Below are 20781 nucleotides of genomic sequence, written 5' to 3' on the forward strand. Positions count from 1 at the left end.
GCGGAGAGCCTTTGATGACTGCGAAGTTGGAAAAAGTTCTGATCGCTAACCGCGGTGAGATCGCCCTGCGGATTCTGCGTGCCTGCAAAGAGATGGGCATCAAGACCGTCGCCGTTTACTCCAAGGCCGACAAAGAGCTGATGCACCTGGGTCTGGCAGACGAATCCGTCTGCATCGGCCCGGCTTCTGCCGCTCAGTCCTACCTGCACATCCCGGCCATCATCGCTGCCGCTGAAGTGACTGGCGCTACCGCCATTCACCCAGGCTACGGTTTCCTCGCGGAAAACGCCGATTTTGCCGAGCAGGTCGAGAATTCCGGCTTCGCCTTCATCGGCCCGAAAGCCGAAACCATTCGCCTGATGGGCGACAAGGTATCGGCCAAGCACGCGATGATCGAAGCAGGCGTGCCTACCGTTCCAGGTTCCGACGGCCCGCTGCCGGAAGACGAAGAAACGGCGCTGCGCATCGGTCGTGAAGTCGGCTACCCGGTGATCATCAAGGCCGCCGGCGGCGGTGGTGGTCGCGGCATGCGCGTGGTGCACAAGGAAGAAGACCTGATCGCCTCGGCGAAACTGACCCGCTCCGAAGCTGGCGCGGCGTTCGGCAACCCGATGGTCTATCTGGAAAAATTCCTGACCAACCCGCGTCACGTCGAAGTGCAGGTGCTGTCCGACGGCCAGGGTCATGCGATCCATCTGGGCGACCGCGATTGCTCGCTGCAACGTCGTCACCAGAAGGTGCTTGAAGAAGCACCGGCACCCGGCATCGACGAGCAGGCACGTCAGGAAGTTCTGGCTCGCTGCGTCAAGGCGTGCATCGACATCGGCTACCGTGGCGCTGGTACCTTCGAGTTCCTGTACGAGAACGGTCGTTTCTACTTCATCGAAATGAACACCCGTGTTCAGGTGGAGCACCCGGTTTCGGAAATGGTCACCGGTATCGACATCGTCAAGGAGATGCTCAGCATCGCCGCTGGCAACAAGCTGTCGTTCACGCAGGATGACGTGGTGATCCGCGGTCACTCGCTGGAGTGCCGGATCAACGCTGAAGACCCGAAAACCTTCATGCCGAGCCCGGGCACGGTCAAGCATTTCCACGCCCCGGGCGGCAACGGCGTTCGCGTCGATTCGCACCTGTACAGCGGTTATGCAGTTCCGCCGAACTACGACTCGCTGATCGGCAAGCTGATCACTTACGGCGCCACCCGCGACGAAGCCATGGCGCGCATGCGTAATGCCCTGGACGAGATCGTGGTTGACGGGATCAAGACCAACATCCCGCTGCACCGTGAACTGACCCGCGACGAAGGCTTCTGCAAAGGGGGCGTGAACATTCACTACCTCGAGCACAAGCTGGCAGGCGAGAAGCACTAAGCTTCAAGTCCGCACAGACAAGGCCGCCTTCGGGCGGCTTTGTTGTTTCTACAGCTTTCAAATCCCCTGTGGGAGCGGGCTTGCTCGCGAAAGCGGTGCATCAGATACATTTATTTGTCTGGCACACCGCCTTCGCGAGCAAGCCCGCTCCCACAGGGTGCAATGCAGCTCCCACAAACCCTGCGCGCTCGCGTAAACTTGCGCGCTTCTCGCTGGCCGCTAGGCTGCAATCATATTTTTTCAAAGGTGCCCGCCATGCCTTGGCTGCAAGTACGTCTCGCCATCAGCCCGGAACAAGCCGAAACCTACGAAGACGCTTTCCTTGAAGTCGGCGCCGTTTCGGTGACCTTCATGGACGCCGAAGATCAGCCGATCTTCGAGCCGGAACTCAACACCACCCCACTGTGGGCGCACACGCACCTGCTGGCCCTGTTTGAGGGCGGCACCGAGCCTGCGCCGGTGCTCGCGCATCTGGAACTGCTGACCGGCAGTCCGCTGCCCGAGCATCACAGCGAAGTCATCGAAGACCAGGACTGGGAACGCAGCTGGATGGACGGCTTCCAGCCAATGCGTTTCGGTCAGCGCCTGTGGATCGTGCCGAGCTGGCACGCCGCGCCCGAGCCTGACGCGGTCAATCTGTTGCTGGATCCGGGCCTGGCGTTCGGCACCGGCACCCACCCGACCACCGCCCTGTGCCTGGAATGGCTCGACGGTCAGGACCTGAAAGACTGCAACGTCCTGGACTTCGGCTGCGGCTCGGGAATTCTGGCGATCGCCGCCCTGCTGCTCGGCGCGAAAGAAGCCGTCGGCACCGACATCGACGTGCAGGCGCTGGAAGCCTCGCGCGACAACGCCGGGCGCAACAATATTGCCGACGAGCTGTTCCCGCTGTACCTGCCGGAAGATTTGCCGCAGGTCAAAGCCGACGTGCTGGTGGCCAACATTCTGGCCGGCCCGCTGGTTTCCCTGGCGCCGCAGCTGACCGGCCTGGTGAAAACCGGCGGTCGTCTGGCACTGTCAGGCATCCTCGCCGAACAAGGTGAAGAAGTCGCTGCCGCCTATGCGCAGGACTTTGATCTGGACCCGATCGCCAATCGCGATGGCTGGGTGCGTATCACCGGCCGTCGGCGCTAGAATGACCGCCTGCATAAACCGGATCGCCGCATGACCGACAGCTTCGTCACCCAGTGCCCGCATTGCCAAACCAGCTTCCGCGTCAGCCATGCTCAGTTGAGCGTGGCCCGCGGGGTGGTTCGCTGTGGCTCCTGCCTGCAAGTGTTCAACGCCGCCAAACAGCTGCTGGAACAACACGCCGGCAAGGAAGCGGTCACTCCGGTGGCGCCGTCCATTGTCCAGCCAGCACCGTCTCAGGCGGTGGTCAGCGAGCCGCCGCCAGTGGTCGAAGCACCCGTCAATGACGAACCGCCCGCGCCGCGCGCCATCAGCCAAAAGCAATGGAGCGCCAGCGAGCTGGACCTGGACAGCCTCGATCTGGACGAAGAACTCGCCCGCCTCGAACAACGGGAAATCCAGCCGACCACCGAATTCGGTCGTCAGCGCGAGGAGTCCCTGAGCGCCCGCCGCGACAGTCCTGAAGCCGATGAAACGGAGTGGCGCGACAGCCTGTTCAGCGCACGCGACGATGAACGTCTGCCCGAGCCCGAAGATGACGTCGAGCCAGATGCCGTCGAACCGGAACCGGTAAACACCGCGCGCACCGAGCCTTCCCTGTCGCTGGAGCCGGTGGATCTGGACGATGAACCGCCGATCCCGCAACTGCGCCTGCACGACCCGATCGATCCGAATGCCCGTCGTGAACGCCTGTCGGCCAACGTCGAGCCGGACGATGACGACTTGCCATCGGTCGAACCGCTGCGCAAAAAACGTCAACGCGCCGAAGTGTTGCAGGACCTGACCGACGACCCGCTGCAACTGGACTGGCAGAAACGCCGTTCGCCCTGGGGCCGGCGTCTGCTCTGGGGTTTGCTGGTGCTGCTAGCTGCCGCCGGTCTGGCCGGCCAGTACATTGCCTATCACTTCGATGAACTGGCGCGCCAGGATCAGTACCGCCCGTGGTTTCAGCAGTTCTGTCCGCAGATCGGCTGCACGGTGCCGTCCAAGGTCGACATCGGCAAAATCAAAAGCAGCAATCTGGTAGTGCGCAGCCATCCGGAATTCAGCGGGGCGCTGGTGGTGGATGCGATCATCTACAACCGCGCGACGTTCTCCCAGCCATTTCCGTTGCTGGAGCTACGCTTCACTGACCTCAACGGTCATCTGATCGCCAGTCGTCGCTTCAAACCCGGCGAATACCTCAACGGCGACCTTGAGGGCATGGCGGAAATGCCGCCGCAGACGCCGATCCACATCGCGCTGGATATCCTTGATCCAGGCCCCAAAGCGGTGAATTACAGCCTGAGTTTCCACTCGCCCGAGTGAATCGCTTCATCGCTTCAGGTTTGACGGCAGTTTTCTGACTTCGCCCGCGCTTACCAAACCGCTGGTAATAACAGAATAACTGTTCAGATTTTGTTCAATTCAGCCTTTATCCAGTCATCGAGAGCGGGTATCATGCCAACCCTTTTTCGAACTCTCATGATCCGGCCCCACTTCAGGGAAGTCCTATGTCGGCGGTACGCATCGGCCCATATACATTGCAGAACGGTTTGATTCTCGCCCCGATGGCGGGCGTCACCGACCAGCCCTTTCGTCAGCTGTGCAAGCGTTTGGGCGCAGGGCTTGTAGTCTCGGAAATGGTCACCAGTGACATGAGCCTGTGGAATACCCGCAAGTCGCGCATGCGCATGATCCACGAAGGCGATCCCGAGCCACGCTCGGTGCAGATTGCCGGTGGCGATGCGCAGATGCTGGCGGACGCGGCACGGGCCAACGTCGAACTGGGCGCACAGATTATTGATATCAACATGGGTTGCCCGGCAAAGAAGGTCTGCAACAAGGCCGCCGGCTCCGCGTTATTGAAAGACGAAGCACTGGTGACCGAGATCCTGCAGGCCGTCGTCGCTGCAGTGGATGTGCCGGTGACCTTGAAGATCCGCACCGGATGGGATCGCGACAACAAGAACGGCCTGACTGTGGCGAAGATCGCCGAGCAGGCCGGGATCACCGCGCTGGCCGTGCATGGCCGCACGCGCGCCGATCTGTACACCGGCGAAGCCGAGTACGACACGATTGCCGCGATCAAGCAGGCGGTGTCGATCCCGGTGTTTGCCAATGGCGATATCGATTCGCCGGAAAAGGCCCGTTACGTGCTTGACGCGACCGGTGCCGATGGCCTGCTGATAGGCCGGGCTGCCCAGGGGCGGCCATGGATTTTTCGCGAGATCGAACACTTCCTGCGTACTGGCGAGAAATTGCCAGCGCCGGAGCTGAGCGAAGTGGAACGCATCCTGCTGGAGCATCTGGCCGCACTTCACGCCTTCTATGGGGATGTGATGGGCGTGCGCATTGCCCGCAAGCATGTGGGCTGGTATCTCGCAACCTTGCCGGGCGCCAGGGAGTTTCGCGCCCACTTCAATCGTTTGGATGGTACGGAAACACAATGCGCCAACGTTCGGGAGTTCTTCGCCGAGCGTTACAAGAGCCTGACAGGGGACGAAGAAGGGGTGGCCGCATGACGATGATGACCGAGACTTTAGTGAGTGGAACAGCACCCGTGAGCGACAACGTGAATTTGAAACAGCACCTCAATACCCCGAGCGAAGAAGGTCAGACCCTTCGCGGGAGTGTCGAGAAGGCGCTGCACAATTATTTCGCCCACCTTGAGGGCGCGTCCGTCACGGATGTGTACAACCTGGTGCTCTCCGAAGTCGAGGCTCCCCTGCTCGAAAGCGTGATGAACTACGTCAAGGGCAACCAGACCAAGGCCAGCGAGCTGCTCGGACTCAACCGCGGCACGCTGCGCAAGAAACTCAAGCAGTACGATCTGCTGTAAGCATTCAATCAAACCAGAAAGGCGCCCGCGTAAAACCGGTCGCCTTTTTTGCTGACTTCCTTTGCTTTTGATGGAAATTGAGATGACCGACCAGACTACCCGCCTGCCGATCCGCCGCGCCTTGATCAGCGTTTCCGACAAGACCGGGATCCTCGAATTCGCCAAGGAGCTTGAAGCCCTCGGCGTCGAGATCCTCTCCACCGGCGGGACGTTCAAGCTGCTGCGCGACAACGGTGTTGCCGCAGTGGAAGTCGCGGATTACACCGGTTTCGCGGAAATGATGGACGGTCGGGTGAAAACCCTGCACCCGAAAATCCACGGCGGGATCCTCGGTCGTCGCGGTATCGACGATGCAATCATGAACGAGCACGGCATCAAGCCGATCGACCTGGTTGCGGTCAACCTGTACCCGTTCGAAGCCACCATCAACAAGCCCGGCTGCGACCTGCCGACTGCGATCGAGAACATCGACATCGGTGGCCCGACCATGGTTCGTTCGGCAGCGAAAAACCATAAAGACGTGGCGATCGTGGTGAATGCCAGCGATTACGCCAACGTTCTGCAAAACCTCAAGGCCGGTGGCCTGACCTACGCTCAGCGTTTCGACCTGATGCTCAAGGCCTTCGAACACACCGCCGCCTACGACGGCATGATCGCCAACTACATGGGCACCGTGAATCAGGCTGCCGACGTGCTGAGCACCGAAGGCCGCAGCGAATTCCCGCGCACCTTCAACAGCCAGTTCATCAAGGCTCAGGAAATGCGCTACGGCGAGAACCCGCACCAGAGCGCGGCGTTCTACGTGGAAGCCAAGCCTGCCGAAGTCGGCATCGCCACCGCGACCCAACTGCAAGGCAAAGAGCTGTCGTACAACAACGTGGCCGACACCGACGCCGCGCTGGAATGCGTAAAAAGCTTCGTCAAGCCGGCCTGCGTGATCGTCAAGCACGCCAACCCGTGCGGCGTGGCCGTGAGCCCGGACGCCGAGGGCGGCATCCGTCAGGCCTACGAACTGGCCTACGCCACCGACACCGAGTCGGCCTTCGGCGGCATCATCGCCTTCAACCGTGAACTGGATGCCGAGACCGCCAAGGCGATCGTCGAGCGTCAGTTCGTGGAAGTGATCATTGCTCCAAGCGTCAGCGCAGAAGCTCGCGCCATCGTCGCCGCCAAAGCCAACGTGCGCCTGCTGGCCTGCGGCGAGTGGTCGGCGGACCGCGCCGCTGCCTGGGATTACAAACGCGTCAACGGCGGCCTGCTGGTACAGAGCCGCGATATCGGCATGATCAGCGCCGATGACCTGAAAGTCGTGACCAAACGTGCGCCGACCGAACAGGAGATCCACGACCTGATCTTCGCCTGGAAAGTCGCCAAGTACGTTAAGTCCAACGCCATCGTCTACGCCAAGAACCGTCAGACCATCGGTGTCGGCGCCGGCCAGATGAGCCGCGTAAACTCCGCGCGTATCGCCGCGATCAAGGCTGAGCACGCCGGTCTGCAAGTGGCGGGTTCGGTGATGGCCTCGGATGCGTTCTTCCCGTTCCGCGACGGTCTGGACAACGCGGCCAAGGTTGGCATCACTGCAGTGATCCAGCCAGGCGGCTCGATGCGTGATGCTGAAGTGATCGCTGCAGCCGACGAGGCTGGCATCGCCATGGTCTTTACGGGCATGCGCCACTTCCGTCACTGATACAACTCGATCCAAATGTGGGAGCGGGCTTGCTCGCGAATGCAATCTGTCAGCAACAGCCGTTTTGCCTGACACACCGCTTTCGCGAGCAAGCCCGCTCCCACATAAAGCGCTCCAGCAGCGCCTGACAGATTTTTGAGGTTTTTGAAATGAATGTTTTGATCATTGGCAGCGGTGGCCGTGAACACGCCCTGGCCTGGAAAGTGGCTCAGGATCCGCGCGTACAGAAGGTTTTCGTCGCGCCGGGCAACGCCGGTACCGCGATTGAAGCCAAGTGCGAGAACGTCGCCATCGACGTGCTGGCCCTTGAGCAACTGGCCGACTTCGCCGAGAAAAACGTTTCCCTGACCATCGTCGGCCCGGAAGTGCCGCTGGTGGCTGGCGTGGTCGATCTGTTCCGCTCCCGTGGCCTGGACTGCTTCGGCCCGACCGCCGGCGCTGCGCAGCTGGAAGGCTCGAAAGCCTTCACCAAGGATTTCCTGGCGCGTCACAAGATCCCGACCGCCGACTACCAGAACTTCACCGAGATCGAGCCGGCCCTGGCTTACCTGCGTGAAAAAGGCGCACCCATCGTGATCAAGGCCGATGGCCTGGCCGCCGGTAAAGGCGTGATTGTTGCCATGACCCTGGCCGAAGCCGAAGACGCCGTGCGCGACATGCTCGCCGGCAACGCGTTCGGCGATGCCGGTTCGCGCGTGGTGATCGAAGAATTCCTCGACGGTGAAGAAGCCTCGTTCATCGTCATGGTCGACGGCAAGAACGTGCTGCCGATGGCCACCAGCCAGGACCACAAACGTGTTGGCGACGGCGACAGCGGCCCGAACACCGGCGGCATGGGTGCCTACTCCCCTGCCCCGGTGGTCACCGCCGACGTGCACCAGCGCGTGATGGATCAGGTGATCTGGCCGACCGTGCGCGGCATGGCCGAAGAAGGCAACGTCTACACCGGTTTCCTGTACGCCGGTCTGATGATCGACAAGGCCGGCAACCCGAAAGTCATCGAGTTCAACTGCCGCTTCGGTGACCCGGAAACCCAACCAGTGATGCTGCGTCTGCAGTCGAGCCTGGTGCTGCTGGTCGAAGCCGCTCTGGCGCAAGCGCTGGACAAGGTTGAAGCACAGTGGGATCCACGTCCGAGCGTCGGCATCGTGCTGGCCGCCGGCGGCTACCCGGGCGACTACGCCAAGGGGGCGGCAATCAACGGTCTGGACGCAGCCGCAGTCCTGGAAGGCAAAGTCTTCCACGCCGGTACGGCGCTGAAGGATGGCAACGTGGTAACGGCCGGTGGTCGCGTACTCTGCGCCACCGCCATGGGCGCCAGCGTCAGCGAAGCGCAGCAGCAAGCCTACAAGCTGGCCGCCGCCATCGACTGGGAAGGCTGCTTCTACCGCAAGGACATTGGCTACCGCGCCATTGCCCGTGAACGTGGCGAAACCCAGGAATAAGCTGTCCTTCACGTCCGGCGCGGGATGCAGTCCCTCGCCGGGCTGTTCCGCCGCCGCGCATCGTTATATTCTGGCATCAACCTACGAAGGGATTTCGCCGTGCGCTGGCTCAGGATTGCCATAAGTTTCACCGTCACGTTGCTGACCTTGCTCTGCATGCTCCCGGCCCAGGCCGCGCAAGGCAGTGGCTGGTCGGTATTGCTTGACGATCAGGGTAATCTGCAACTGAGCGACATCCGCTCGGCGCGCTACACCAATCAATTCAGTCCCATCGAACTTGATCGCCTCACGGCGGCCGAGCCCGACGGTGCACTCTGGCTGCGCTTCAAACTGGCGCCGGGCAAGCACGAGCAGGTGCTGCGGATCTTCGCTCCCGACCTGTCCAACCTCAGCCTCTACGTGCTGGACGGCGACAAGCTGATCGAGCAACGCACTTCCGGCACCCAGCAGCCACAGGTCGAGCGGCCACTGCCGAGCAGCGACTTCCTGTTGCCGCTGCCGCAAAGCGACAAGTCCCTCGACGTTTATCTGCGGATGGTTTCCGACCATCAACTGCGCCCGCACATCACCCTGCAATCGGCGGTGATGAGTGCCGCCAACCAGAACCAGACGCTGATCTTCGGTCTGCTGTTCGGCTGTCTCGGCATGTTGCTGCTGCACAACATCGTGCGCTACGCCTACTCCCGCTCGCGCAGCAGCCTGTGGCTGGCGGTCTGCGAAGGCCTGCTGGGCCTGAGCCTGTTGCTGTTGCTCAACCTCGCCGGCCCGTGGTTGCCGAACTGGCACGCGATCCAGACCCCGGGCGCCTATCTGGCGTTGCTGCTGACCGCCCCAGCCGGGCTGATGTTCGCCCTGCGCTTCTTCGCCCCACTCGGCCCGCACCCGCTGAACAAACTATTGCTGGGCGACATTCTGTTCATCGTGATCTGCAGCCTGCTGCTGTTATTCGTCAACACCCTGCCGCTGAACATCATCACCTACGCGCTGGTGGCGCTGGCCGGTCTGAGCATGTTGCTGGTCGGCTTCTATCACTGGCAGAAGGGCTACCGTCCGGCGCGGCTGTTCGTTGCCGGGATGGTAGTGTTCAACATCGGCACGCTGATTATTTTGCCGGCCCTGCTGGGGCTGACCCTGGTGGCGCCGCAAGGCCTGATCATGACCCTGATGGGTTTCATCTGCATCAGTGGCTTGCTGATGAGCATCGCCTTGGGTGAACGCCAGCGCAGCATCACCGAAAGCCGGTTCAGCATCAGCCGCGACCTTGCCGCGAGCAATGCCGAAATCAACGCCAAGGCCGAGTTCCTGGCCAAGATCAGCCACGAGATCCGCACCCCGATGAACGGTGTGCTGGGCATGACCGAACTGCTGCTGGGTACGCCACTGTCGGTCAAGCAACGCGATTACGTGCAAACCATCCACAGCGCCGGCAACGAACTGCTGACGTTGATCAACGAGATTCTCGACATCTCCAAGCTCGAATCCGGACAGATCGAACTGGACGATGTGCAGTTCGACCTCAACGCGCTGATCGACGACTGCCTGAGCATCTACCGGGCCAAGGCCGAACAGCAGAACGTCGAGCTGATCAGCTTCATCCAGCCGCAAGTGCCACGCGTGATCAGCGGCGACCCGACCCGCTTGCGCCAGACCCTGCTGAGCCTGCTGGAAAACGCCCTGAAGAAAACCGACGAAGGCGAAGTGCTGATCGTCGTCGCCCTCGACGAACGCAGCGTCAAACCGCGCCTGCGCATCGCCGTGCAGGACAGCGGCCAGCCAATGGAGGCGGAAGAGCGCGATGCGTTGCTGCACGCCGAACTGCACAGCAAACACTTCCTCTCGGCCAACCGTCTGGGTGGCAACCTCGGACTGGTGATTGCGCGGCAACTGATCCGCCTGATGCACGGCGAGTTCGGGATCAAGAGCGGCGCCAATCAGGGCAGCACCTTGTGGCTGACCTTGCCGCTGGACCCGGATCGCCTCGAACACCCGACCTCCGACCTCGACGGCCCGTTGCAAGGCGCGCGCGTGCTGGTGGTGGACGACAACGACACCTGCCGCAAAGTGCTGGTGCAGCAATGCAGCGCCTGGGGTCTGAACGTCAGCGCCGTGCCATCGGGCAAGGAAGCGCTGGCGCTGCTGCGCACCAAGGCGCACCTGCGCGACTACTTCGATGTGGTGCTGCTGGACCAGAACATGCCCGGCATGACCGGCATGCAACTGGCGGCCAAGATCAAGGAAGACCCGAGCCTCAATCACGACATCCTGTTGATCATGCTCACCGGCATCAGTAACGCGCCGAGCAAGATCATCGCGCGCAACTCCGGGATCAAACGCATCCTCGCCAAACCGGTGGCCGGCTATACGCTCAAGACCACGCTGGCCGACGAGTTGAACCAGCGCAATAAAGGTCAGGTAGTGTTCCAGCCGCAAGTGGTCACTCCCGCGACGGCGGCCAAGGTGCCGAGCGATTTCCGCATTCTGGTCGCCGAAGACAACACGATTTCGACCAAAGTGATTCGCGGCATGCTCGGCAAACTCAACCTGCAACCGGACACCGCCAGCAACGGCGAAGAGGCCCTGCAGGCGATGAAGGCCCAGCGTTATGATCTGGTGCTGATGGACTGCGAAATGCCGATCCTCGATGGCTTCTCGGCGACCCAGCAGCTACGGGCGTGGGAGGTCAGCAATCAGCGTATACGCACGCCGATTGTCGCGCTGACCGCGCACATCCTCGCCGAACACAAGGAACGCGCGCGTCAGGCCGGGATGGATGGCCACATGGCCAAACCGGTGGAGCTGTCGCAACTGCGCGAGCTGATCGAACACTGGGTAGCCCAGCGCGATCAGCAGAACCGTACGGCTTCGACGTTCTGAAAGCAATCCGCTACGAACGTGCCTCGACTGATGGCGTGTTCATGCAGGTTTCACCGCGCAGGGTCAACGTTGCGACATTACCCTGAATCCTGTCTTTGAGCTTCAGAGCCATTTGATGCCTTATAGGCGCATACAACGTTTCCGACAGACTTGCCTGGACGTAACGGCTGCTGATCGGGCCTTGCACCTCTTCAGCCCGATAACAGTAAGGCAACGGGTTGGAGCTCAGTCGTCGATCAGTTTTGAACTCTATACATACACAGCTGAACGAAGTGGGTGTTGGTGCGACGATTACGAGCAAACGAACATCCATCACAGGCGGCGTCGTGTGGGTTGGCTGATCTTCGGGCACTTGTTGCATATACTTGCGCAATAAACTGATCGCCGGGTTGAGCTGCGTTTCGTTGACCATTTGCGATAACACTTCGGCGGTCACTCTCTCTTTATCGACTTCCAGCCGAGACATCGCCGAAACAGCCCACTGAACTGTCGATTCGGCGCTATCTGAAGATATATCAAATTCGTCGCGCGCTTTGGCAGACCACATCCAGACACCACCCAAAACTTCAATATAGGTGTCATACCAACTAGTACCCGGAGTTGATTTCACTCTTTTACTTGCGGCCAGCTGCGCATACAACAACGCATTCACTACATCATCATAAGCAATGACTTCTATCGCCGAAGGCACTATCAAGACTGCGCCCCCTACAATCAACACCGAATGATCACAGTTCATTTCAACACCTCGATAGAGAAAGGACAGCCAACAAATGACCGCCCTTCCCTGCATTCATCAGATATCGTAATCAAGCGTCTCAGTAGCGTAAGCCACAATTTTGGATGCAATGAGCTGTCGAGTAGCTTCAGCCAGGGTTTCGTTCTTTTCGAACGCCGTCTCACCACGATACAGACCGACGTTACGAACATCCGTATCGACGAACAATACTTTGGTCGACGAATTTCCACGTGTAAATCGTACGGTGCCAATGGCAAAGATGTTCGTGCCGTTCACATCAATACACGAGCCTACGGTCACGCCACCGACACCTTGATTCAGAATGTTGCGCTCATAAAGCGTCAACGCGGTATCGCGTTTTTGCAGAGCGGCAATTGCATCACCTGCGGTTTTCAGCATTAATGCAGTGGACGGCCCCGGTACCGTGAGACCTGTGACTATCGAGGCGAGGATCTCCAACACCAACTTGTCCATGCGCACGCTGGTTCCCGAGACATTCAGATTGTTGTAGTACATGCTGAGGCTCATCCAACCCGCTTGCCCCATAACCTTACAGAACTGCGCATACCATTCTTTGCCTTGGTGCTCTAGTGGAAACATTTTGGTTGCAACAAGCGATGCATAGTGATAAGCATTCTGCGCATCTTTCCTGTTTTGGTCAGTAAGATTACCACTAAAGGTAATCAGCCCGTCCCTCACGACCGAAGCCGTGGCAGGAACTTCGACTTCATCTGCCGCAGAAAAAAAACCACGCGCCCTGGAAACAACTGGCACGCCCAGATCGTAACAGTCCAGCGCCTCTACACAGGCATCAATATAGGCTTCACTAAATACATTACTCACAAGAAATTCCTTATACATTAAAACAAGCTCCTCATGAACTTGCCGAGACCAAACAATAATCAACTATCACCCCACCGACAAACTTAAACATGTAACTTAATTTACAGAGAACAAATAAGCAAAAACCATAATCCCTCACACAAAACAAACAACACGCACCTTTAAAACCTGTCCCACAACCAACAGATCGACTGATAAACTCCGGCTCAACCTCTCGGAATGCGAGCGCAAACCATGCTCCACGTGTTATTCAGCGTTTACCTGAAGATGCTGGTGCTCTACAGCCCGTTCTTCGTGTTGTCCTGCTTCATCAGCCTGACCCGTGGCTACTCGCGCAAGGAACAGCGGCGCCTGGCCTGGAAAGTGGCGATTGCCACCCTGGTGTCCAGCGTCCTTTTGTATCTGTTCGGAAGGGTGATTTTCGATGTATTCGGGATCACTGCGGACGCATTCCGCATCGGTGCCGGCAGCGTGCTGTTCATTTCGGCGTTGGGCATGGCCCAAGGCAAGCCTGTGGTGCAGAGTGACAACGTGCAACAGGACGTGACGATCGTCCCGCTGACCATTCCGCTGACCGTCGGCCCGGGCACCATCGGTGCGCTGCTGGTGATGGGCGTCAGCCAACCACACTGGGACGACAAACTGACCGCGATCATGAGCATCACCCTGGCCAGTTTCACCGTAGGGGTGGTGCTGTATCTGTCCAATCACATCGAGCGGGTGCTCGGCGATCAGGGCCTGCAGATCGTCAGCCGGCTGATGGGCCTTTTTGTCTGCGCACTGGCGGCGCAGATCATCTTTACCGGGATCAAGGGCTATCTGGTGTCCTGAACGAAAAAGGGCTGCGGAGGAAAATCTCCGCAGCCCGGTCTGATCTGCCAGCTCGCAATGGCTTACTGGTCGATGGACAGCCCGATCAGCGCGCCGAGTTCCAGCAGGGGTTCCGTGGCCATCGCACTCATCAGCTCCTCCAGGCTAACGGTCACCGAGATTTCGTCAGGTAACGCAATCCCGAATGTCACCTGCTGTTGCCGTGCCGCATCAAGGCTCGTGGCATTGCGCATGATGATGCTGCTTCCCGAGTCGGGATCCGTCAGCAGCAGGTGCCCGCCGGACATCGAGACCAGCCACCGATGCATCGGCTCCAGTGTCAGCGCCAGATAGATTTTTGCCGCCTCGGGAAAATCGAGGTCGACAATCAGGCAGTCAAGGCTGTCCCAAGTCTGGCGGTCGAGCGAAAGGTAGGAGGCGGATTGCGCAAAACGCAGGACCAACGTATCGATGCCAGCCGGAATCGGCGCAACCTTGCCGGTTGACCTGATGCCATCGATAACCAGCGTATCTGCAACCCGGCTGACCCCTTCCACAGTCATCCATGCATCAATGCTTGTAACATCTTCACTCGCGTTGCTGAACAATTGGCCCGTTACAGGGTCATGCAGCACCAGGGTCTGACCGTTCGCTACGCCCAGATATTGTGGCCAGTCACGGCCTGACACCGTGGCGCTGAGCAGACGACCGGCAGCGACGTCATACCAGCGGCAAAGACCATCACTCCGGCCCGCTGTCAGGTACGGAGCGCTGTGCTGACCTGCAAGCAATCGCGCCAGCTTTTCCTCCCGTGCCTGCAGGGAATCCACGTCGTTGAAAAACTCGACTTCAACGCCGACGATACGCGGCGATTCACCTTCGAACAGGTCGAACAGCACATGGTCATGCCGACGGGCGCGCAGACCTGATGCATGGGGCACGGCCCAGGCAAAAGTGTGTCGTGGCATGACTCGCTGCATCGGGGCAAGCAAATGTGCCTGCAGCAAACGTGTTCCCGAACCGAATGCCGTCGCCAGGCTTTCAGGTGTCATGAAGGGTTGACGATAGATTCGACCGGTTGCCCAGTCCATCAACCACGCCGCTTTTTTGTCAGGCGTCAGTCTCAACACGCGCATGGCTTTGCCCGCCGTGTCGGCAATCAGAAATTGCTGATCCAGATAGATGACATACAGGGATGTCTTGCCCGTTGCATCGCTGATACCTCCGACTTCCACGCCATCGGCGGACTCGTTCTGAATGTTGGTCCCGACCGTTTCCCACCACTTGAACCCTTGCCCAGTGCGCTGCTGGCGGGCCGACAGCCATGCGTGATTGAGTCCCACCAGCCGCGTCTGGCCGTCGTCATTCATCTGGAACAGCATGCCTTCGTCAGTGAGGATGACGTATTGTCCGCCCTGGCGGTGAATATGCTGCACCTCAAGCGGCAAGACACTTTGCGCAAAGGTCTCGGGTATCTGATCCGCTGCGGCAATGTGCTGTCGATAAACAAGACGATGGCCCAGATGGTGAAACAACACTTTATCGCCGGTCGATTGAAGCGGATCAAGCAGCACGCAATCGAGGAAGTCAGGTGTACCTTCCGTATCGCGCAGCACTGGTCGAATGAACCGCCCATCGTCGCTGCGTACCCACACTCGGGTGAGAGTACGCAAATTCTCATCGAAGGCATCGAGCGCAATGAACACGCCCAATGTGAACTCCACCCTCTGTTCATCAAACGGCTCATGGTGCCGATTCATGTGCTGTTCGAGGAACTCCCGGACATTGTCGCGCCCTTCGCGTACGGGGCTTGGCTGATCAGTATTCGTATCGGAAATCGCGGTTATGACAAGAGAGTCTTCCCCGAGCAGGTAAGTGATCTTGTAGAAGCTTTTCCACTGATCTTCAAAGCGCTGAACCACCTGCAGCAAACCCTCTGGCGTCTCCTGAATCGCAACAATGCAGGCGTTGCCCCACGAATGTATTCTCATCACCCGATAAGCGCGCTTGATCTGTCCGGTGACCAGATCCGTACGCCAGATGATTCCCTGCACCGGGCAGTAGTAAAACATCTCCTCGCCGATCGTCGGTCCCATGCAGATCTGCGCCGCATACTGTGGGTCCAGTCCGCGCACCAGGTGCAGGGCATCTTCGGTGTGGTCGTACCAGGCCGTGGTACGAACGCCCGTCAGGGCATCGTGATAGTTGCGGATGACCGTCGGGCCATCGGCCAGACGATGAGCGCGGGCGAGTTCGCGCAAATGCTTGCGTGTGGCCGGGCCGTCGGCATCGTTGAGCGCGTCGAGTTCAGCAAAGAGCAGCGCTCCCGTTGCCCAGCCAACCTGATAGAACCCCTCCGCAAGTTGCAGGTACACGACACTCCTGGCGGGCACCTGCACCCGCATCGAGCCCAACTGAAAAGTATCCAGTTCCAGCTTCACCGCCGCTGCACTCACCCATGGGGCACGCAATGACCAGGTCATTGGATCATCGGAGGAAACCTGCAGCCGCAACGACTTGACGCCCTCGGCCAGGGTGATCGAACAGTGCCCGCCAACGGCATCGATGTCATAGCATAGGTAACCGTGCACCTCTTGCGGCAACGGGGGGACATGCAGAAAACGCTGGTCAGGGCCAATCACCACACTGACGCGGGTTTCCACGTAGTTGGGCACCATTTTTTCCATGATGTATTCGGTCGGTGCCTGGTAAAAGCTGAACCAGAATTGCTGCTCGCCTCCCCGCTTGTATTTTTCCAGTGCCAAAGCCGTTTCCATGTCTTCTCTGAGCGTTGTCGCAAAAGGCAGACCTTCATGGACGAAGCCCAGGAAGCACTCCGGCACACTCGGCAGCACGACGCTTTCAATACCCGGCGCTGTATCGAAGGAAATCGAGTCGCGAAGGTCGAGGGCCTCTCGAATGCTGAATGCCATGCTGCGATCCCCGACGATCCTCGGCTTATGCAGAAAGGAGTAATCTTCCGCGGCGAAAATTTTGTGGCCACCGAAGGTAATGAGCCCTTTGCGCAAATCAAGCCCGGTATAGACCGCACAAGGATTGGCGATATAGGTATCGCCTTGTACCGAGTGATTTTCAGGTCGATAGGCCGCATGCACGTCATTCAGATACCGGCCGATCCGTCTTCCACGATCAGCCCTGGCGCTGAAGCCCTCGACCAAAGCGCCGATGCCCACCGCCAGCCCGCCCAGAATCACCCCCGCGCCGCCGAGAAAGGCCGCCGCCGTGCCCGCACCGGCAACACCGGCGCCCAAAGCGCCAACACCCAGCGCCAGCCCAGCTGAATCGAAGGCCAGCTGCGTGGCATAGACCGCTCGCTGGATATCGTTTTGGGCATTGACCAACAGATAAATGTCGAAGCCGATGCTGGCCAGTTGCAGAACGGTTCCGACACCTTCGTTCAAGACGCTGCCCAATGCATTGCTGACGATCGATGAGGTGGTTTTGGCCACCCGCAGACCATCGGTAAAGGCATGACGCACCAGATTCAGCAGTTGTACTGCGTCGACCACCAGCCCGTGAGCCATCTGCGCGTAGGCCAGGTAACCGTGGATGCGCACTGCCGACGTCAACGCGGTCGCCCCCATCCCGGACTCCGCGTTCTGCAACCCGAGCAGCAGGGCTTGAATGGCAAATCCGGCATTGAGCGTGTGCACCGCACCGACATCCGTCGGATCGATCACTGGCGACCCCGCGCGTCTGCCGGACAACGCTTCAAACGTATCGCTCAGGTAAGACTTGATCCCTTGCAGGCGCGTGTCATCGGTCTGCACTGTGCGTGTGCGCTGCGGATCACTGGCACTGACCAGGGTGATTTCGCTGCGCCCTTGCGCAGTGCTCTTCAGGGAGTCGAACACCGGAACGAAGTCACGAGACAGTTGATGCTGGTCCTGTAACCGCAGGGTCGCGCTTTCGATCGTCCGCGCCCACTTGTGGCTGTCCACACTGCTCAGCGCCTGTCCCAGACGCGCGTTCTCTGACAAGGAACGCGCGCGCAAGGCGGCATGCTGACTCCAGGGTTCGACGGCACGCCCGCCACCCAGCGGATCACTGCTGAGCAAATGCTCAACGCGAATTTCCGAAGGCAACGATTTACCGGCAATGCTTGCGCCGTCGAGTTCGATGACTTCGAAAACGCTGGCAGCCCCCTGTTCCAGACCATAAAGCCTGGCAATCACTTCCTCCTGCATGAAGCGCTGGACGCCTTGTTGCAGATCCTCGATCCGGGCGAACGCATACAGCCCGAAGTTGGGATCGTAGAAGCGATAGGATGTCTCGCCTTGCGCTACAACCTTGCTCACCAGCATCGAATGATTGTCTGTGTTGAGCAACAGGCTGCCGGCAGCGGTTTTCGCTTCCAGCGTCTGCATCAGAGTGGCCAGGTTCGCCGCCGGTCTCTTCTCGCCCAATCGCGCCATGGGAACGCCACGCAACTCGTCCAGCACCTTGAGCAGGGCATGGGCTTGCGGTGCGTCGGGAGTGAGGTTGGCAATCGCCAGTTTGCCGATCAGCGCGCGCTCGGCCGAAGCGCCTTTTTCCAGCGCGGCGGCCATCACCAGCGCCAGTGGATAGCAGCGTCGGCCCGGATCCCCTGCACCGCGCAGCAGCAAATCCTGCGGCAATTGTCTGGCCGTATGTGCGCCCGCCGCGAAGAACGCCTCGCGCACTGCCGCGCCCCGCGCAAGGATCGACGCCCGGCGCTCATTCACGGCGGCGACCTCGACCCGACTCACGTACTCGCGCCATTGCCGCACGCTGATCGGTTCGGCAAATGCCTGCGCCTTCAGCACCCTGGAGTTCTGCCCGAGCGATTCGCGCTCCGATGCATTGACTCGTGCCTCCACCGGTGCAGGATCGCGATTGAGCAGTGTCTGTTCGATCACCTCGTAGCGCGCGACCAGGCCACGCTCGCGCGTATCTTCGGCAAAGGCGACGGTGGTTGCCCAGGCGTCTGCGAACCCGACCTGATCCAGTGTTGCGGCACCGAACAGGCCGCCGAACATCACCCGATGCAACGGGCTCAACTGATCCAGCGGCAACTTGCCCGCCGCGATGCGCGCCAAGGCCTCGTTGAGGTTACCCAGTGACTCGGCACCCGTGGACGTTGGAATTTTGTCGACTGTCTGGTTCAGCACCTGCTGTCGAGCATCAAAGTCGAGGTGGATGGGAACGTTGAACGTCACATCACCGGTCAAGCGGTCATTCATGGCCCGCACAAACGGCTCACCCAGATCATCCAGCAGTTGCTGCAGAACCGAGGTCAGCAACACGGATTTTCCTTCTATGACCGGCCAGCCAAGTTTGAACGTAAGAGTCCGCTCTTTCAGCAAATCGGACAGATTGCCGGTGTAGCGCGACTTGAGCTTGCCCGAGTTCCACTTCTCATGTTCTTTCGCCAGCCAGTCTTCGGGAGTATCCTTGACTGCCCAACCGGAGATCATTTCCTCTTCGGTAAAGACGTTGAAGCCCTCGACCTGCTTCAGATATTTGCGAAGCGTGGGCAGGTGCTCATACTGCAGACCTCTTTCGGCATAGTCGATTACACCGCTTTCAAGTGCGCCGGGACCGGTCATGTAGATGGTGCCCAAGGCGTCGGGACGAATCCCGTCCTGATAATAATCGGTGATGGCGCCTACGAGTTTTTCTGCTGAATAGGCCGCGGATTTTGGCAGCCGCCCATTTGCTCGAGCTTCAAGTACGACCTCAATAGCGATGCCCCGGACTGCCGCCACATCTGATGGTGTCACGCCCGCGACGCTTATGCGGCGCTCAACCTCATACAGACAGTCATAGTTCGTCCGGATCAAGTGCATGCTCGCATTGACCATGCCGCTGTCAGGGTGAGCCAGAACATAGGCATTCATTTCACTCGCCGACGGAATGCCCCAGGCCGCGCCGCGCCCGATGGCATCCTGGGGTAAAGACGTCGGCTGCGGCGAAGCGAAAATCTGCTCCACACCCGGCCTGCTCCGGGCAAATGCGCTCAGTGCCTCGAGATGTTCGGCGGGAATATGCCCGGTTCTGTCGACATAACGTTGCCGATCCCGCCCCGGCATCAAGGCATCGTCATGGTTGAGCATTAACTGCAGGACACCGATCTTCGCGTCTGTACTGAAACCACTGATGTCCACGCCGCCCGGTCTCTCGATCAGCGGCGGCAAATAATCCATGTCGCTGTAACGCCCGCCCTCGAGAAACTCGGCCTGCAGTCGCACCACGTCACTGGCAGCAGCAAAGTTGCCGCGCATGGCGACTTCGCGCTGGTAGACGTCAGCCAGAAAATGACTGGCAAACTCCTGGCGAACATCGCGCAGGCGCAAGTCCTCACCCACCATGGTCTGATGCGAATCCAGACATTTCTGGCGGAAGGCTTCGAGCGTCGCACGGTCTTTGCCATAACCCCGCACCATCAGGTCGATCCGCGCCTCGTCTGCGCGTCCGGCCCAGCGTGGATGATTCAGGTAGTCGAACATCTGCTGTTTGAGTACCCGTGCGCGGTCTTCGATCATTCTCGACAGTCCCGTCGGGGTTACCTTTTCGTCCTTTAATACCTTCATCGTGTCCGCACGGGCACTGTCGAGAATCACCCGATTCATTTCAAAGGCCAGCAGCGCATCACTGTCATACCAGAGATTGAATGCATATCCCTGCGACGCCAGTACCTTGCGCCAGATGTTCATGTAATCGCGCTGATTCGGCCCGACCTCACTGCCACCGACCCAGACAAAATGCATGATGCGCGGTATCGGTTTGCCAGCGGAGAGCATCTTCACAGTCGCACTCAAGCGGCGGTCGTAGTCGCCCAGTTTCAGGCGCAGTTTATTGACCTGAGCATCCGCGGCGTCCAGCTGTGTTGATTCAATCGCGTCCTTGAGCAATCTGATCGCCATCAATTGTTCTGCAAGACTGGTAGCCGCCGTAGCTCCGTCGTAGTAGCGCAAAGGAGCCTCCCCCAGGCTACCGCTGACGGACTCAAGTTCTGTGCGCGCAATAAGATCGGCGAACACTCTGCCCATCGTGACTTCATCCATAGTGCT

At 59.6% G+C, this 20781-nt stretch carries 12 protein-coding genes; 9 read left to right on the forward strand and 3 right to left on the reverse strand.

Annotated features, from left to right (window positions below):
• The first annotated feature begins 14 nt into the window (after nucleotides 1-14).
• The 8 genes from accC to V3W27_RS20620 all read left to right on the forward strand — a co-directional run bounded on the left by accC (nucleotide 15) and on the right by V3W27_RS20620 (nucleotide 11334).
• Nucleotides 15-1373, forward strand: coding sequence for an acetyl-CoA carboxylase biotin carboxylase subunit (gene accC, locus V3W27_RS20585; protein WP_027613593.1), 1359 nt, complete (start codon nucleotides 15-17; stop codon nucleotides 1371-1373).
• Between the two features lie 255 nt (nucleotides 1374-1628).
• A complete protein-coding gene (gene prmA, locus V3W27_RS20590; RefSeq protein WP_183783611.1) occupies nucleotides 1629-2507 on the forward strand; it encodes a 50S ribosomal protein L11 methyltransferase in 879 nt (292 codons plus the stop codon).
• A gap of 30 nt (nucleotides 2508-2537) precedes the next feature.
• The gene (locus V3W27_RS20595) at nucleotides 2538-3812 is read left to right on the forward strand and encodes a DUF3426 domain-containing protein (RefSeq protein WP_330207407.1); all 1275 of its coding nucleotides are present in this window, start codon (nucleotides 2538-2540) and stop codon (nucleotides 3810-3812) included.
• A 185-nt stretch (nucleotides 3813-3997) separates the two neighbouring features.
• Nucleotides 3998-5008, forward strand: coding sequence for a tRNA dihydrouridine synthase DusB (gene dusB, locus V3W27_RS20600; protein WP_007961945.1), 1011 nt, complete (start codon nucleotides 3998-4000; stop codon nucleotides 5006-5008).
• Complete coding sequence (fis, locus tag V3W27_RS20605) at nucleotides 5005-5325, forward strand: DNA-binding transcriptional regulator Fis (protein ID WP_003221275.1); 321 nt, start codon at nucleotides 5005-5007, stop codon at nucleotides 5323-5325. Before dusB ends, fis begins: the two co-directional genes overlap by 4 nt.
• 82 nt (nucleotides 5326-5407) lie before the next feature.
• Complete coding sequence (purH, locus tag V3W27_RS20610) at nucleotides 5408-7015, forward strand: bifunctional phosphoribosylaminoimidazolecarboxamide formyltransferase/IMP cyclohydrolase (protein WP_330207408.1); 1608 nt, start codon at nucleotides 5408-5410, stop codon at nucleotides 7013-7015.
• 149 nt (nucleotides 7016-7164) lie between these two features.
• Nucleotides 7165-8460: a phosphoribosylamine--glycine ligase gene (purD, locus tag V3W27_RS20615; RefSeq protein WP_095138182.1), complete on the forward strand. Its 1296-nt coding sequence runs from the start codon at nucleotides 7165-7167 to the stop codon at nucleotides 8458-8460.
• 99 nt (nucleotides 8461-8559) lie between these two features.
• Nucleotides 8560-11334, forward strand: a complete 2775-nt coding sequence (locus V3W27_RS20620; protein WP_330207409.1) for a hybrid sensor histidine kinase/response regulator — start codon at nucleotides 8560-8562, stop codon at nucleotides 11332-11334.
• A 10-nt stretch (nucleotides 11335-11344) separates the two neighbouring features.
• Here the strand turns inward: V3W27_RS20620 and V3W27_RS20625 are convergent, their stop codons facing one another.
• Nucleotides 11345-12073 (reverse strand): hypothetical protein, encoded by a 729-nt coding sequence (locus tag V3W27_RS20625; protein WP_247268727.1) that lies wholly within the window; start codon nucleotides 12071-12073, stop codon nucleotides 11345-11347.
• 57 nt (nucleotides 12074-12130) lie between these two features.
• Nucleotides 12131-12934, reverse strand: coding sequence for a hypothetical protein (locus V3W27_RS20630; RefSeq protein ID WP_247268726.1), 804 nt, complete (start codon nucleotides 12932-12934; stop codon nucleotides 12131-12133).
• Nucleotides 12935-13150: 216 nt separating this feature from the next.
• Between V3W27_RS20630 and V3W27_RS20635 the strand changes: the two genes are divergently transcribed.
• Entirely contained in the window at nucleotides 13151-13747 is a 597-nt protein-coding gene (locus V3W27_RS20635) for a MarC family protein (protein WP_007961956.1), read from the forward strand.
• 62 nt (nucleotides 13748-13809) lie between these two features.
• Here V3W27_RS20635 and V3W27_RS20640 read toward each other — a convergent pair whose 3' ends face one another.
• Nucleotides 13810-20775 carry a TcdA/TcdB pore-forming domain-containing protein gene (locus tag V3W27_RS20640; RefSeq protein WP_330207455.1) on the reverse strand — a complete coding sequence of 2322 codons (6966 nt, stop codon included), beginning with the start codon at nucleotides 20773-20775 and terminating at the stop codon, nucleotides 13810-13812.
• Nucleotides 20776-20781: the final 6 nt, after the last annotated feature.

Origin of the sequence: Pseudomonas sp. AM14(2022) (assembly GCF_036346455.1) — a bacterium.
Taxonomy (GTDB): Bacteria; Pseudomonadota; Gammaproteobacteria; order Pseudomonadales; family Pseudomonadaceae; genus Aquipseudomonas; species Aquipseudomonas putida_A.

Coding starts and splice junctions, on each gene's coding strand:
- accC (WP_027613593.1), top strand. CDS start 15: ATGACTGCGAAGTTGGAAAAAGTTCTGATCGCTAACCGCGGTGAGATC.
- prmA (WP_183783611.1), top strand. CDS start 1,629: ATGCCTTGGCTGCAAGTACGTCTCGCCATCAGCCCGGAACAAGCCGAA.
- V3W27_RS20595 (WP_330207407.1), top strand. CDS start 2,538: ATGACCGACAGCTTCGTCACCCAGTGCCCGCATTGCCAAACCAGCTTC.
- dusB (WP_007961945.1), top strand. CDS start 3,998: ATGTCGGCGGTACGCATCGGCCCATATACATTGCAGAACGGTTTGATT.
- fis (WP_003221275.1), top strand. CDS start 5,005: ATGACGATGATGACCGAGACTTTAGTGAGTGGAACAGCACCCGTGAGC.
- purH (WP_330207408.1), top strand. CDS start 5,408: ATGACCGACCAGACTACCCGCCTGCCGATCCGCCGCGCCTTGATCAGC.
- purD (WP_095138182.1), top strand. CDS start 7,165: ATGAATGTTTTGATCATTGGCAGCGGTGGCCGTGAACACGCCCTGGCC.
- V3W27_RS20625 (WP_247268727.1), bottom strand. CDS start 12,073: ATGAACTGTGATCATTCGGTGTTGATTGTAGGGGGCGCAGTCTTGATA.
- V3W27_RS20630 (WP_247268726.1), bottom strand. CDS start 12,934: ATGTATAAGGAATTTCTTGTGAGTAATGTATTTAGTGAAGCCTATATT.
- V3W27_RS20635 (WP_007961956.1), top strand. CDS start 13,151: ATGCTCCACGTGTTATTCAGCGTTTACCTGAAGATGCTGGTGCTCTAC.
- V3W27_RS20640 (WP_330207455.1), bottom strand. CDS start 20,775: ATGGATGAAGTCACGATGGGCAGAGTGTTCGCCGATCTTATTGCGCGC.